14 protein-coding genes are annotated in these 14,484 nt (G+C 42.1%); 9 read left to right on the forward strand and 5 right to left on the reverse strand.

Annotation, left to right across the window (positions count from 1 at the left end; translation table 11 throughout):
• Positions 1 to 14 precede the first annotated feature (14 nt).
• Positions 15 to 1,325, forward strand: coding sequence for an amino-acid N-acetyltransferase (gene argA / locus TAO_RS08170; protein ID WP_096527442.1), 1,311 nt, complete (start codon positions 15 to 17; stop codon positions 1,323 to 1,325).
• A 348-nt stretch (positions 1,326 to 1,673) separates the two neighbouring features.
• Entirely contained in the window at positions 1,674 to 2,519 is an 846-nt protein-coding gene (locus tag TAO_RS08180; RefSeq protein ID WP_197702535.1) for a hypothetical protein, read from the forward strand.
• Positions 2,520 to 2,649: 130 nt separating this feature from the next.
• Here the strand turns inward: TAO_RS08180 and TAO_RS08185 are convergent, their stop codons facing one another.
• The gene (locus TAO_RS08185; protein ID WP_096527443.1) at positions 2,650 to 3,201 is read right to left on the reverse strand and encodes an RNA pyrophosphohydrolase; all 552 of its coding nucleotides are present in this window, start codon (positions 3,199 to 3,201) and stop codon (positions 2,650 to 2,652) included.
• A gap of 139 nt (positions 3,202 to 3,340) precedes the next feature.
• On the opposite strand from TAO_RS08185, the gene TAO_RS08190 reads away from it, so the two are divergent.
• A complete protein-coding gene (locus TAO_RS08190) occupies positions 3,341 to 4,015 on the forward strand; it encodes a histidinol-phosphatase (RefSeq protein WP_096527444.1) in 675 nt (224 codons plus the stop codon).
• On the opposite strand, the gene TAO_RS08195 is transcribed toward TAO_RS08190, so the two are convergent.
• Complete coding sequence (locus TAO_RS08195) at positions 4,012 to 5,007, reverse strand: XrtA/PEP-CTERM system-associated ATPase (protein ID WP_096527445.1); 996 nt, start codon at positions 5,005 to 5,007, stop codon at positions 4,012 to 4,014. The genes TAO_RS08190 and TAO_RS08195 overlap by 4 nt on opposite strands.
• Before the next feature lie 296 nt (positions 5,008 to 5,303).
• Between TAO_RS08195 and TAO_RS08200 the strand changes: the two genes are divergently transcribed.
• Together TAO_RS08200 and gatB are read left to right on the forward strand one after the other, a co-directional pair.
• The gene (locus TAO_RS08200; RefSeq protein WP_096527446.1) at positions 5,304 to 6,638 is read left to right on the forward strand and encodes a UDP-glucose dehydrogenase family protein; all 1,335 of its coding nucleotides are present in this window, start codon (positions 5,304 to 5,306) and stop codon (positions 6,636 to 6,638) included.
• 46 nt (positions 6,639 to 6,684) lie between these two features.
• Positions 6,685 to 8,121, forward strand: coding sequence for an Asp-tRNA(Asn)/Glu-tRNA(Gln) amidotransferase subunit GatB (gene gatB / locus TAO_RS08205; protein ID WP_096527447.1), 1,437 nt, complete (start codon positions 6,685 to 6,687; stop codon positions 8,119 to 8,121).
• A gap of 84 nt (positions 8,122 to 8,205) precedes the next feature.
• On the opposite strand, the gene TAO_RS08210 is transcribed toward gatB, so the two are convergent.
• The 3 genes from TAO_RS08210 to TAO_RS08220 all read right to left on the reverse strand — a co-directional run bounded on the left by TAO_RS08210 (position 8,206) and on the right by TAO_RS08220 (position 10,939).
• The gene (locus TAO_RS08210; protein ID WP_096527448.1) at positions 8,206 to 8,601 is read right to left on the reverse strand and encodes a four-helix bundle copper-binding protein; all 396 of its coding nucleotides are present in this window, start codon (positions 8,599 to 8,601) and stop codon (positions 8,206 to 8,208) included.
• 192 nt (positions 8,602 to 8,793) lie between these two features.
• Positions 8,794 to 9,525: a 16S rRNA (uracil(1498)-N(3))-methyltransferase gene (locus tag TAO_RS08215; protein ID WP_096527449.1), complete on the reverse strand. Its 732-nt coding sequence runs from the start codon at positions 9,523 to 9,525 to the stop codon at positions 8,794 to 8,796.
• Between the two features lie 64 nt (positions 9,526 to 9,589).
• Entirely contained in the window at positions 9,590 to 10,939 is a 1,350-nt protein-coding gene (locus tag TAO_RS08220; protein ID WP_096527450.1) for an adenosylmethionine--8-amino-7-oxononanoate transaminase, read from the reverse strand.
• A 274-nt stretch (positions 10,940 to 11,213) separates the two neighbouring features.
• Here TAO_RS08220 and TAO_RS08225 point away from each other — a divergent pair, with 274 nt between their 5' ends.
• The 4 genes from TAO_RS08225 (at position 11,214) to TAO_RS08240 (ending at position 14,477) form a co-directional block, all read left to right on the forward strand.
• A complete protein-coding gene (locus TAO_RS08225) occupies positions 11,214 to 12,341 on the forward strand; it encodes a CDP-glycerol glycerophosphotransferase family protein (RefSeq protein ID WP_331712996.1) in 1,128 nt (375 codons plus the stop codon).
• The gene (locus TAO_RS08230) at positions 12,341 to 12,535 is read left to right on the forward strand and encodes a hypothetical protein (protein ID WP_197702536.1); all 195 of its coding nucleotides are present in this window, start codon (positions 12,341 to 12,343) and stop codon (positions 12,533 to 12,535) included. The genes TAO_RS08225 and TAO_RS08230 overlap by 1 nt, the downstream gene beginning before the upstream one ends.
• Before the next feature lie 195 nt (positions 12,536 to 12,730).
• On the forward strand, positions 12,731 to 13,507 hold the full coding sequence (pgeF, locus tag TAO_RS08235; protein WP_096527452.1) for a peptidoglycan editing factor PgeF: 777 nt from the start codon (positions 12,731 to 12,733) through the stop codon (positions 13,505 to 13,507).
• A 19-nt stretch (positions 13,508 to 13,526) separates the two neighbouring features.
• On the forward strand, positions 13,527 to 14,477 hold the full coding sequence (locus TAO_RS08240) for a glycosyltransferase family 9 protein (RefSeq protein WP_231910634.1): 951 nt from the start codon (positions 13,527 to 13,529) through the stop codon (positions 14,475 to 14,477).
• Positions 14,478 to 14,484 lie beyond the last annotated feature (7 nt).

A 14,484-nucleotide genomic window follows, 5' to 3' on the forward strand; every position in this document is an offset into this window, starting at 1 on the left:
AGGTGTATTAGCATTTGAGTCAGGATTACCTCCTACCTGAAGTTCACTGGCTTAGAAACGCCGCTTCCTATATTCACGCTCATCGGGGTCGAACATTCGTCATTGCTTTTGCTGGGGATACCGTACGGGAGCCTCATTTCCCTCACCTAATTCATGATATCACCCTACTAAGTAGTTTAGGTATTCAGTTGGTACTCGTCCATGGCGCTCGCCCCCAGATTGAAGCGGCACTTGCCCAACGAAACCTTAACTTACGCTATATCAATGGCCTACGAGTCACGGACGATAGCGTCCTCCCTCACATTAAAGAAGCGGTGGGTGCAGTACGAATTGAGATTGAAGCGCTATTATCCATGGGCTTACCTAACTCCCCTATGGCGGGAGCCAAAGTTCGAGTAGTCTCAGGCAATTTTATTACCGCGCGTCCCCTAGGAGTGAGAGAAGGGGTAGACTATTGCCATACTGGAGAGGTACGTAAAATAGATGCCCAAGCTATCCGCCAATGCCTTAATCATGGGGCTATTATTCTCCTCTCCCCACTGGGTTATTCACCTACTGGAGAAGTTTTTAACCTCAGTGCTGATGAAGTCGCTACCGCCTCAGCTATTGCCCTTAAGGCCGATAAGCTTATCTTTATGAGTGCGGAACTCTGGGCAGCAGAGCTATTGCCTAGAGAACTTACGCCCACTGGGGCAGCGCAGATTCTTCAGTCATCGCCGCAGCTACCGGGTGAACTAGCTTACTATCTTCAAAATGCAGTACGCGCCTGCCGGGCTAAAGTTCAGCGGGTACACATTATTCATCAGCACCTAGATGGCGCTTTGTTGATGGAATTATTTAAACGGGATGGGATTGGCACACTGGTAACGGCTACCGCTTTTGAGGATACCCGCAAAGCCACGATTGAAGATATCGGGGGGATTCTGGAACTTATTGCACCCTTAGAGGAAAAGAGCTTACTGGTACGACGACCCCGAGAGCGGTTAGAGATGGAAATCCATTGTTTTACCATCATGGAGCGGGATGGAGCAATCATTGCCTGTGCTGCATTATACCCTTTCTCAGCGGAAAAAATTGGTGAACTGGCCTGCTTAGTAGTACACCCGGATTACCGTCAATCCGGACGGGCAACGGCTTTGCTGGCTACTATCGAAAAAGCCGCCATGGAGCAAGGACTTCACCATCTATGCGTCCTGACCACCCAAACTGCTCATTGGTTTCAGGAACGGGGGTTTACTCCAGCAAACTTAGAGGTGTTACCGGAAAACAAACGAAGACTTTACAACTATCAACGTAATAGCAAAGTGCTGGTGAAATATTTATAATAAAGCACAGTATCTCTTGCTTAAAGCCATCAAGCTGCCCCCTGCCTAAGGCTAGCTAGCTAGCATTTACCGTTAAATAGCGGATCTCAATATATCTGCCCATGATCGTTAACCGCTCCCTTTTGCTCTAGGTAGAAAAATCCCTACTGACAAGGTTAGTGACCAATCTATTCAGATCGTCATGGCACCCTAGTGGCAGAGAAAAAATGCGCTCCTAGCGACTACTCGTCTCTGATTAATCACCTTGCAATTAAGGAATAAATAATCTATTTATTATGATTAACTCATTTGTAAAGGTTGAAAAAAAATCAACAGAGCGCCCCTACTGAGCGGGAACTTACGGAGGCAATGACGGCAGTTGGCGGTACAGTTATTTCTGTTGAAGGAAATAATGCATGTAGGCGCGTAGACTACACTGGAACTGTAAACCATACTAGGTTTGAAAATAAACTAATTGAGATTGCTAATGGCAACCGAAACAGTTGGAATTTTATATGGGCTGACGCAATAACAACAGGATTAGCTTCTTTAGCAGAACTATCTAACCCCGACTACTACCAATATGAGCAAGGTCTAAAAATATTATTGGCAGCAACCGAAAAAGTAGTAACTATTAAGATTGCTAGAGAGGATAGGAGGACTCTGAAGGACAACAATTACAGTATTTGTTTTGCAAAGCGCGTTGGAAATAATGATTACAATGTTGTGTGGCAATCCTCTGATGGATATCTAGAAACTAATACCTTTAGGTGGACACCTCAATATCAATTGTTTGGTACAAATACCTTCACATCAGGTCTAATTGTAGATGTAGCAACTAACAGAGTAAATATTAGCTTAGGGGAAACTTCTATCTTAGACAAGTACGGTGATCTTTTACCTTCTACAACAAGAGGGCCTTCTACAGCAATCACGATGGACAATCAATACGGTCTAATTCACCCCGGAATAAATCAGCTTGCAACTAATATTGATGGTAGCCAGAGTAATACACCAATTTATGTTGCGGCGAATGCGGTTCTTAAAGGAACAATTGAGCTAACGCCTATTGAAAAGATACTCGTCTGGTTTGAGCAAAACGTTAAAACCGGCACCATGTTTAGTACAGCAAGAACCAATTCAATAGAAATTGATCTAACTACAGAGAATACAGCCACATGGTTATTTTCTAGCAATAAATGGTCGAAGGTATAGCAGTCAGGTAATTTAAGCTACTATCCCCTATACTTAAATATCTATGTGCTTTTACGAGAAAGTCTGTATTAGTCTACAGGCTTTCTTAATTTATACCATTACGTTATACATGGGTACAGTGTTAAGTACGCTAGCTATCATAGTGTTTTCTTCTTTGATAGCGGCGGCGTTTACCTCTCCTAGATCGAGCTATGGCTAAAGATTGGTAATTCGGAAAAATTAACGGGGCAAGCTCATTTAAAGCATGGTAGTAAACTTTACGTTTAAAGTACACAATTTTACTCAGAGGATACCAATAATTCACCCAACACCAATAATCAAACTCGGGGGCACCCGTAAGATCAAGGCGAACGTCTTGCTCTTCGCCCATAAAACGAAATAAGTACCACACCTGCTTTTGGCCAATACATAAAGGCTGATTACCATAGCGAACATAACGGTTAGGTAGGCGATATCGTAGCCAATTTCGAGTACAGCCAATAATTTTTACGTGCTCTGGGCCTAACCCTATTTCTTCTTCCAGCTCTCGATAAGCTGCCTCTTCAGTGGTTTCATGCTCTTTAATCCCGCCTTGGGGAAACTGCCATGATTCCTCCTTAACCCGTCTCGCCCATAGCACCTTATCATCCCGATTACAAAGAATGATACCTACATTGGCTCTAAATCCATCTTGGTCAATCATGACCTATCCATGCCCTATATGGTCATTAAACGCTATTTAACCAAGATACCTAAAATTAAGTCCTCAACGCAAATTTTAATTTTCCACGGGTTTTTATGTTAGTCTTGAAAATTTTATAAGAACAAGGGGTACAAAATTTATGAGTCTCGCTATATTTGATTTAGACAACACCCTATTAGCTGGGGACTCTGATTATTTATGGGGGCAATTCTTAGCAGAGCAAGGTGTGGTAGACAGTCAATATTACGAGCAAACTAACAATGCCTTTTATCGGCAATACCAAGAAGGAACGCTAGATATTGATGAGTTTCTGGCCTTTCAATTAGCACCCTTGAGCCAATATGCCCCTAGTCAATTAGAGCGCTGGCGATCTCAGTATCTGGAGGAGAAAATTCGCCCTATTATGCTACCAAAAGCCCAGAATCTACTGAGCGCACATCAGGCACAAGGGCATACCTTACTCATTATTACGGCAACAAATCGCTTTATTACGCAACCTATCGCTGAAATGTTGCAAGTAGATCATCTTATTGCGACTGAACCTGAAATTCGAGAGGGGCGTTATACTGGACGTGTTAGCGGTATTCCCTCTTACCGAGAAGGCAAAGTTATTCGCCTAAAAACATGGCTTAAAACGCAATCATTAACGCTAGAAGAAGCGAGCTGGTTTTACAGTGACTCCCATAATGATATACCCCTATTAGAGCAAGTCACCTACCCAGTAGCGGTAAATCCTGATAAAAAGCTAGATTCTTATGCTCGCATCAATGGCTGGAATATCATCAACCTACGAGAAAATATAGATAGTCTCTAATCTTTGCTATAAGTAGAGAGTCGATATAATTCAGCGGTTGAGGCTGACCCAGGTTGAATATTCCTAGCTAATCTATCTACTGCTTCCTCTAATATAGCTACCGTTTCTTCTAGCCGAGCAAGCCTTTCCTCAAAAAGCTGATCAGATTTTACCGCCACTTTCGTCGCCCGTCCGGAGTAAAAATCCTCTGAATTCATTTCTTTAATCACGGCATTAATAGTCTGTTGATCAACGACATGGCTTTCCTCAACATAAGTACATAACAGTACCCGATCACAAAATGTATTTATCCGCCGAGGCAGCCCTTCTGTATAGCCGTAGATCGCCTCATAGGCTTTATCCGTAATCATAGGATCAGAATCCCAGCCAACCAGCTTAAGTCGGTGCTCAATATATCCTCGAGTTTCATCTTTCCCTAAGGGATTTAAGTGATATGCCACAATAATTCGCTGCCGAAGCTGTTCCATATTCTCCAGCGCCAGAGTTTGGCGAAACTCATCTTGCCCCAAAAGAAAACACTGCAATAACGCCCGCTCTCTTACCTGAAAATTAGAAAGCATCCGTAACTCTTCAAGAGAATCTGGAGGTAAATTCTGAGCCTCATCTACTAACAGGAGCACTCGTTTACCTTCTCGTGCCTTAGATATCAAAAAAGACTCAATGGCTTTAAGTAAAGTTGCCTTAGTAACCCCTTCTTGAGCAAGACCGTAGGAGGCCGCCACAATTCGCAGCATGTCGTTTGCCTCCAGCTGGGTTGTTACCACTTGAGCAACCACAGTGCTATTATCTGCTAGCTCAGAGACTAAAGTACGGGCTAACATAGTCTTACCAGCGCCAACCGATCCAGTGATAACAATAAAACCTTCACCTTGCATCAAGCCATAGCGTAGATAAGACATAGCGCGCTTATGAACCGTACTACCATAAAAAAATCGAGGATCAGCGCTGAGTTGAAAAGGTTTTCCCGTCATCTTATAAAATTTTTGATACATCGTAACTATCTTTATAATGTATTAGATTTCAGTAGATTGCCTGAGATCATAAAGCCCTTTAGCGTATAAAATCTATCTATATATCGGCATCTGTATTGCCATCTACAGTAATAAATAGCTTTCATCAGCCGATACGCATATCAGGGAATAAAAAACCTAGATTGCTATAAAAATCAAAGCCTATATCGCCCATCAAGATAATTAAAATCTGTTTTACCCATACTTATTAGTGTACGTTAATTTTAAAAGATAGCCTGATATATTTATAACGCCAAACTTTAAGGAGATAAAATCGAATGAAAATAACCATTTTTGGTTCAGGTTATGTAGGTCTTGTTACCGGCACTTGCCTAGCTGAAGTCGGTAATGATGTGCTCTGCGTCGATATTAATGAGCAAAAAATTGCTATGCTTAAACAGGGTAAAATCCCCATCTATGAACCGGGGCTAGATAGCCTAGTACAAAAAAATATAGAAGGAAACCGCCTCAATTTCACCACCGATATCGCCCAAGGGGTAGCCCATGGTTTATTTCAATTTATTGCGGTAGGTACTCCGCCCGATGAGGATGGCTCTGCAGATCTTCAATATGTGCTTACAGTAGCTCGCAGCATTGCCGAGCATATGGATCAATACCGTATCATTATCAATAAATCTACTGTCCCCGTAGGAACCGCTGATAAAGTTAAAAACACAATACGGGGTACTTTAGAAAAACGAGGTTTAAATCTCGAATTTGACGTGGTCTCTAATCCAGAGTTTCTCAAAGAAGGCGCAGCGGTTGAAGATTTTATGAAACCTGATCGGATTATTATCGGCGCTGATAATCCCCGTACTATTGAGTTATTACGAGTGCTCTATGCCCCTTTTAATCGAAATCGTGATCGTTTAATCGCTATGGATATTCGCTCAGCAGAGCTTACCAAATACGCAGCCAATGCTATGTTAGCTACAAAGATTAGTTTCATGAATGAGCTTGCCAATTTAGCAGAAAAACTCGGGGCTGATATTGAGCAAACCCGCCGAGGTATTGGCGCTGATCCCCGTATTGGTTACCATTTTATCTACCCAGGCTGTGGTTACGGTGGATCCTGCTTTCCTAAAGATGTAAAGGCGCTAGAGCAAACTGCCCGTCAAGTAGGCTATAATGCTGAATTATTGAGTGCCGTAGAAACGGTTAATAATCGACAAAAACAAATCATTTTTAACAAAATACAAGCGCACTTTAAGGGGCAATTGGCTGGGCGAACCATAACCCTATGGGGGCTAGCCTTTAAACCCAACACCGATGATATGCGTGAAGCCCCTAGTCGCACGCTTATGGAAGCCCTATGGAAAGCGGGAGCTCGGGTTCAAGCCTACGATCCAGCAGCTATGGAAGAAGCTCGACGTATTTATGGCGATCAAACAAACCTAACACTATGTGAAACACCAGAGGCAGCCTTACAAGGATCTGATGCATTAGCTGTAGTCACCGAATGGAATGTATTTCGTAGCCCTGATTTTGAGGTGATTAAATCTTCGCTTAAAACCCCTGTAATATTTGATGGCCGCAATCTCTATGATCCCATTTTAATGGCTAACCAAGGTATCATTCATTACTCTATTGGCCGATTACCCGCAGTTAAATAGGCTTAAATAACAATTTAATCTTCTTAATCTTTACCAGGACTTAGATATGCAGTGGGAAACAGTGATTGGGCTAGAAATCCATGCCCAGCTTGCAACAAAATCTAAAATCTTCTCAGGAGCCGCTACTACCTATGGAGCGCTGCCAAATACTCAAGCCTGCGCCATCGATTTAGGATTACCCGGTGTATTGCCAGTATTAAATGAAGCTGCCGTACGCATGGCCGTTAAATTTGGATTAGCCATTGAAGCTGAAATTGCCAAACGCTCTATCTTTGCCCGTAAAAATTATTTTTACCCTGATTTGCCCAAAGGCTACCAAATCAGCCAATATGAACTGCCCATTGTTGCAGATGGCCATATAGTCATCAGCTTAGAAGATGGAACTGAAAAATCTATCATGATTACCCGAGCGCACTTAGAAGAGGATGCTGGAAAATCTTTACACGAAGATTTCCATGGCATGACGGGAATTGATTTAAATCGAGCAGGAACACCCTTATTAGAAATTGTCTCTGGGCCAGATTTGCGATCAACCCGAGAAGCCGTAGCTTATATGAAAAAAATTCACACCCTAGTACGTTACCTTGAAATCTGCGACGGTAACATGCAAGAGGGATCTTTTCGTTGCGATGCTAACATTTCCATCCGCCCTCAGGGGCAAAAATCCTTGGGTACTCGTACTGAACTTAAAAATATCAACTCTTTCCGCTTTGTAGAACGCGCGCTCCAGTATGAAATTGAACGTCAAATTGAGATCTTAGAATCGGGGGGTAAAATTATTCAGGAAACCCGTCTTTTTGATCCGAGTAAAAATGAAACCCGGTCTATGCGTACAAAGGAGGAGGCTACCGATTATCGCTACTTCCCCGATCCCGATCTATTGCCCTTAATACTAGATGATGAATTTATTCAAAAAATTAGAGTAACTTTACCCGAACTTCCCGATACCAAACGTAACCGCTTCATGTTGGCATATAAACTCTCCACCTATGATGCCAGCGTTCTAACCGTCAGCCGAGAATTAGCTGATTACTTTGAAGCCATGGTTGAAGCCACCGGAGGAGAACCTAAACTATGCGCTAATTGGGTAATGGGTGATCTCGCAGCTGCCCTTAATAAAGAAAACAAAAATATTGAAGACAGCCCAGTCTCTCCACAACAGCTCGGAGGGTTGATCAAGCGTATTGTAGATAACACGATCTCTGGCAAGATTGCCAAGACTGTATTTGAAGAAATGTATACCCAACAAGGCGACACCGATGATATCATCGAGCGCCTTGGCCTAAAACAGGTCACGGATACCGCAAGTATTGAAAGCCTTATTGATGAAGTGCTTACTGCCAATCCTCAGCAGCTAGAGCAATATCGAGCAGGAAAAGATAAGCTCTTTAGTTTCTTTGTGGGTCAAATCATGAAAATTTCTAAAGGTAAAGTTAATCCGCAGCAGCTTAATGAACTATTGAAGAAAAGGCTTAGCATGTAAGAAACAACTTGATTTTATGTTACTTTGAATTAGCCTTAGCTGGCTAGCCAGCTAAAGCTAAAAAACCTACAAGTGACGGTTAATCTAGGCTACTGCTAATAGCTCTTGACAAGCTTTTTCACAGGCACGGCAGGATTGGGCACACAGCTGGCAATGCTCATGCATTTTAGCATGCTTCTCGCATTCCACAGCACAGGTATTACAAGCTACGACGCAGGCCTCTAATTGCTTGCGCAGCATATTCTGGCTTGGCTCAGTCTGTCGAGCCACCACCTGCCCTGTTACTTCACAAATGGCAGCGCAATCAAGGCAAGTTCGGATACAGCGCCGGACATGGGCTACATCCTCCTCAGCTAGACAGGCATCAGCGCAGAGAGTACAGGCCTCTAAACAAGCGTAGCAAGCCTTAATACAAGAGGCTATTACATTAATATTGCTAGGTTTTAGAGGGTGGGTTTGCAAAAAATCATTGACACTCATTATTTATCTCCTTATGAAATAAATGCTAGCAGTTATTATTTTAATAGTAGCAGGCATTAGAAAAATTTAAATAGAGGAAAATCATTATTTAGGTAGAACGATGGCCTTCCAGTGGTTATTCTTAGCCCTGCTCTTTAAAAGAGCAATACTACTTTGCGTTACAAGATTTAACTCTAGATGAAATTCAATCTGCTATAAATCCCCCCAAAGTAGCTGCACGCTTGCTAACGCCGCTACCGTGGCCGTTTCAGTGCGTAAAATACGGGGCCCAAGGCGAGTACCAATAAATCCTGCATGTTGCGCCTGCTTAATTTCTGCCTCACTTAGCCCGCCCTCTGGCCCAATCAATAAAGCTAGCTGTCCACCCAGTGGCGGAGGTAGCGCTTTTAATGACTGATTATTCTCTGGATCTAATACAATCTTCATCCCTTCATAGGAGGTATGAAGAAAAACAGTCAATTGTTGAGGGTTATCTATCGAAGGAAGGTAGCTACGGCCACATTGCTCGCAAGCGCTAAGAATCACTCCCTGCCAATGGCGCAAACGCCTCGCCACCCGATCCAGCGACAGCTTTACCGTACTATATTCAGTAAATAAGGGAATAATACTGCTTACTCCAAGCTCTACTGCCTTCTGCAAGGCATAATCCATTCGCTCACCGCGAGAAATTCCTTGTCCAAGGGTAATACGCAGTGGCGATTCGGTATGGCGTGTGATCTGACCCAATATCTGTGCTTCCACCCCTTGCTTTCCCACTATCTCTAGTACTGCTTGGTACTCAGCCCCTTGGCCATCAAACAAATATAATTGATCGCCAGGCTTAAGACGCAGTACCTGAGACACATAAAGCACAGCCCGCTCATCTAAGGCTACCTTAGCGTGAGCGGATAAAGGTAAAGAGGAATAAATACGGGGAACGCGCATATTACATAAGTATAAGAAGAATCCTTTCTCTAAGGTTGCCCTTAGACATAATCAGACTCTGAGCTTAGTCTTGGGTTGCCCGCCTAATACCTTCCCAAGCAACCTGAGCGAGATCCCTAATTTGCTCAGACGTAATCACATAAGGAGGCATAAAATAAACCACATTACCTAAGGGCCGAAGCAATACCCCTTGCTCTAATCCATATTGATAGACTTTCAACCCGCGCCGCTCTTGCCAAGGGTAAGGCTCACGGGAGACTTTATCCTTAACCATTTCAATAGCCAAAATCATTCCCCGCTGACGTACCTCGGCCACATGGGGATGATCGGTAAAATGGGCGGTAGCCTCTTGCATAGTTTTCGCTAGGAAACGGTTATTTTCTAGCACTGAGTCCTCTTTAAAGAGATCTAGTGTTGCTAACGCTGCACTACAACCCAGCGGGCTACCGGTATAGCTATGTGAATGGAGAAAAGCCCGTAAGGTCGTATAGTCATCATAAAAAGCTTGATATACCTTTTCATGGGTCAGCACGACGGCAAAAGGTAGATAGCCTCCCGTCAAACCTTTAGATAAACAAAGAAAATCTGGGGTAATATTTGCTTGCTCACAGGCAAACATCGTTCCCGTACGACCAAAACCAACGGCCATCTCATCAGCAATCAGATGAACCTCGTACCGATCACAAGCCTCCTTTAACAGAGACAAATAAACGGGATCATACATTCGCATATTCCCAGCACACTGAACTAAAGGCTCAACAATCACCGCGCACGCTTCTTGCCCGTAGCGTTCAAGGGCTTTTTCCATATGGATAAATTGGCGCTCAGCGTAAACCCGTTCGCTCTCCCCTTTTTCTCGGAAAAAACTATCAGGAGAGGGAGCTGTAATCACATCCATGAGCAGTGGTTTATAGATCTCCTTGTATAAAGCCACATCTCCTACTGCTAACGCCCCTAAGGTTTCACCATGATAGCTATTAGCAAGGGTGATAAAACGAGTCTTATTTTTTTTCCCTAGATTATGCCAATAATGGTAGCTCATCTTAAGGGCAACCTCGATTGCTGAGGAACCATTATCGGCATAAAAACAACGTGCTAGCTTTCCTGGGGCAAGCTCTCGTAATTGCTCCGAGAGGCGAATAACTGGCTCATGGGAAAATCCAGCTAATAATACATGTTCTAATTGATCGAGCTGTTCCCGTATCGCTTGATTAATCCTAGGGTTTGCATGGCCAAATAAATTAACCCACCAAGAGCTGATAGCATCCAGATAACGCCGACCCTCAAAGTCCTCTAACCAGACCCCTTTCCCGCTTCGAATAGGAATGAGTGGTAATTGTTCGTGATCTTTCATCTGGGTGCAAGGATGCCAAAGCACGTTTAAATCCCGCTGCACCCATTGTTGATTATTCATACTATTTTAGAAGTTTTTTAAAAGATAGCTTATTAAATGCTTATCTATGGAGGGTATACAATCAGGGACATAATTTCTATAGTTTAAAAATTTTCTCACTTCGTTCTTGGCTAGCAAATCCTCTGAAATCATTATTTTTTCAGAAACTCCATAGGCTATATGATTGTGAAATACCTCAAAAAAACTCATCGCTAAACTCAAAATCATCCTTGTAATAAAAACATTAGATGATTCCATCCACTGGATAAAAAATAAAGTCACTTCAAAAAGAAAAATACTATTTCACGGGCACAGCGAAATGAATTTCAACGTGATCAAACCTCTCTACAGAAAAGTATCATCATGCTCAAATACAGAAATGTTTTTCTCTTTCAATAATGACATTAGTGAAAAGGGTAAAGCACCCTCTAAATTTAATTTAGAGTCTATAAATCAATATATTAAACCAAAATACATATTACCTATTGAGAAAACAAAATACATAAAATGGGACGCAGTTATTGACTCTGATGTCTACACCCCTTGGTTTTATAGAAACACTCAATTTATTCAGATATTTCATGGCGTAGCTGCTAAGGCCGTTACCCTCGAGGATGGGACTATTGTCAACTACAACTACCATCCCAATCTGAAAAGATATGATATTTGCTTTTTTACAAATAAGCTTTTCTTTAATAACGCTAAAGAGGCGGGGTTAGGGAAAAAAGACGATACTGGGGAAATCATTGGATTATGTTATTTAGATGATTTGATAGAAAAAAACAACGAAAAATCAATAAAAGAGATAAAAGAAAAATTAGTTCCAGAAAAATTTAGATCTAAAAAGATTATTCTTTATGCCCCTAGCTGGGGGAACCACAATTCATTAGCTTGTAAAGGGGCAGAAATTCTAAGAATATTAGCTCAAATGGATATGTTTACCCTTATAAAGCCACATCCAAACTCCATCATGGATGACATAAAAGACATGGAAGAAGGCTTAGAACTATTTTTAAGTAAAACATTTAAAGACAATAATTTTTCCCTTATCACAAGCTCACCTTATGAACCTGCTGTCATCTCAGATGCCTTAATCACAGATTTGGGCTCTCTAGCCTTAGAATATGCATTGCTACGCAAGCCTATTTTTTTATTTTGCGGTACTGATCACAAAAAATACATAGCAGATCTAAAACAATTCGATATGACGCTTAAATGTAGCACTCCTGTTTATGAATCAGAGCCCATCACTCAAAAAACTTTTGAGATACCGGAAATGAGTGAAGAAAGGCGTACTGCAATGATAGATCTAGAAAATAGTTATTTTGCTAATGTCGGTCATGCTACAGAGGCGGCATTTAATGCCTTACTACGCCGGAATATTATCTGTAGTAAAAAACCCTTAGCATCAATATTACAATAATGCATAGAATAATAAAGCAAGACGGAGGAGTTCTAGCCATCGTTCTTCCTGCCTATGACCTCTACTTAGATAGAACGCAGGATATTTCAACTACAGAACTAAAAAAATCATTAAAAAAACTCATCACAATTAGCCCAGATGAATTAAAAGCGGCCTTATCAGTCATTGCTCAGCTACAGAAAGATTTAGAGTAATCCTTAAATAATGTTAATTTTAGGGTTTAGTCATTAGTAATATTTCTCTATACTTCTCTTTCCTATCTATTCATACTAAGCCATCTATAGATAAATCAATTTTGTCAGCTATAAATAACCTTATTGATTGGCACCCCACAGTATTTCATTAATAATAGTAACTCCCAAAATTAGCTATCAATCCTACTCTAGTTGATGTTAAAAAATAATATAAATGAAAGTTCTAATTCACCCCTTGTTATTACTCCCTGCTGGCCTGCACCAAGCAATATCCGTGCTTATACTACAACTCGTAACGGTGGGGTAAGTTGTCCACCCTATGATTCATTTAATTTAGCCGATCATGTGGGAGATAGGACAGATAAAGTACAGGAGAATCGAAAGATTTTAGCTAAATCTTTAGCTTTACCTAGCGAACCTGTTTGGCTAGAGCAAGTACATGGGAATAACATTATTGACGCTGCTCATGGTATAGGCCAAGGGGATGCCAGTATTGCCCATAAGCCCGATATTGTTTGTGGGGTACTCACGGCTGACTGCCTACCCTTACTTTTGTGTAATCAACAAGGCACCCGAGTAGCCGCTGTTCATGCCGGCTGGCGTGGCCTTGCTGCTGGTATTATTGAACGTATCATCAAAGCACTGGATATTTCTAGCGAACATTTACTCGCTTGGATGGGACCTGCTATCGGCCCAACAGCCTTTGAAGTAGGCTCTGAGGTAAAACAAATCTTTATCCATCAAGATAGCCGTAATACTGTAGCCTTTAGTGCCCTCAGTCCCCTCAGCCAAGGACGCTGGTTAGCAGATATTTATCAATTAGCCCGTTTAGCACTTACAAAACTAGGGATTCGATATATCTATGGGGGTCACTATTGCACCATGACCGAATCTAAGCGCTTTTATTCTTATCGACGGGATGGGGAAACCGGACGTATGGCCACCTTAATTTGGTTAGCAAATTCTTACTAGTCTAGCAAATACTTCTATTTTGGCAAAAATCACTCAACAAGAGGTGCGCCAAATATTACTTATTACCTTAAGTAATATCGGCGATGCTATTCTTACTACTCCTGTCCTAGAGGTTTTACATCAACGTTTCCCTAAAGCTGCTATTGACTTAGTAACAGATCAGCGATCAAGTATCGTTTTCAACCACTGTCCTTATCGAGGTCAGATCTTCCATAAAGACAAAAAAGCGGGCTGGCAAGGGTTAATTCAGCTTATTTATCAACTACGCCATACCTCTTATGATTTAATAGTCGATCTTCGCACCGATGGTCTAGCCTATTTATTAAAGGGGCAAAAACGACTCACCAAATGGCAGGCCAAACCTGTCGGTGACCATGCGGTAGAGCGTCATATGGCAGTAATCGCTTCCTTATTATCTTCATCAATTCCTATCCCCTCTTGCCGGATCTGGCTGCAAACAGCACAAATACAATTTGCTAGAAAACAATTATCCCAGCTACCTAGAAATCGCTGGTTAGCTTTAGGGCCAGGGGCTAATTGGACACCCAAGATCTGGCCTGTACCGGCCTTCTCCACGCTAGTACAGGCAGTTAAAGCATACTTTGATGGTATCATCTTTATCGGTAGCTTGGATGATCAAGAACGAAGCCAGAGGATAGCTGCCGATATTTCTTTGCCTTGGGTAGATTTATGTGGAAGGACTGATTTATTACAAGCAGCTGCAGTGCTTCAACAAGCCAATGTCTTTGTGGGTAACGACTCCGGTTTAGGTCATCTTGCGGCTGCAGTGGGAACCCCTACGTTCACTGTATTTGGTCTTGGCCACCCAGAACGTTATCATCCTTGGGGGAAATATAGTCATTGGCAAGTAGCTCCAAACAATAAGCTCCAAGAATTAAGTGGAGAGATGATTGCTAGCCAAGTGATTAAACTGGCAACATATAGTCAAAAAACTTACTCAGGCGCTTAAAACACTC

This window comes from Candidatus Nitrosoglobus terrae, assembly GCF_002356115.1.
In the GTDB taxonomy this organism is placed as follows: Bacteria; Pseudomonadota; Gammaproteobacteria; order Nitrosococcales; family Nitrosococcaceae; genus Nitrosoglobus; species Nitrosoglobus terrae.

Coding starts and splice junctions, on each gene's coding strand:
- TAO_RS08180 (WP_197702535.1), top strand. CDS start 1,674: ATGACGGCAGTTGGCGGTACAGTTATTTCTGTTGAAGGAAATAATGCA.
- TAO_RS08185 (WP_096527443.1), bottom strand. CDS start 3,201: ATGATTGACCAAGATGGATTTAGAGCCAATGTAGGTATCATTCTTTGT.
- TAO_RS08190 (WP_096527444.1), top strand. CDS start 3,341: ATGAGTCTCGCTATATTTGATTTAGACAACACCCTATTAGCTGGGGAC.
- TAO_RS08195 (WP_096527445.1), bottom strand. CDS start 5,007: ATGTATCAAAAATTTTATAAGATGACGGGAAAACCTTTTCAACTCAGC.
- TAO_RS08200 (WP_096527446.1), top strand. CDS start 5,304: ATGAAAATAACCATTTTTGGTTCAGGTTATGTAGGTCTTGTTACCGGC.
- gatB (WP_096527447.1), top strand. CDS start 6,685: ATGCAGTGGGAAACAGTGATTGGGCTAGAAATCCATGCCCAGCTTGCA.
- TAO_RS08210 (WP_096527448.1), bottom strand. CDS start 8,601: ATGAGTGTCAATGATTTTTTGCAAACCCACCCTCTAAAACCTAGCAAT.
- TAO_RS08215 (WP_096527449.1), bottom strand. CDS start 9,525: ATGCGCGTTCCCCGTATTTATTCCTCTTTACCTTTATCCGCTCACGCT.
- TAO_RS08220 (WP_096527450.1), bottom strand. CDS start 10,939: ATGAATAATCAACAATGGGTGCAGCGGGATTTAAACGTGCTTTGGCAT.
- TAO_RS08230 (WP_197702536.1), top strand. CDS start 12,341: ATGCATAGAATAATAAAGCAAGACGGAGGAGTTCTAGCCATCGTTCTT.
- pgeF (WP_096527452.1), top strand. CDS start 12,731: ATGTTAAAAAATAATATAAATGAAAGTTCTAATTCACCCCTTGTTATT.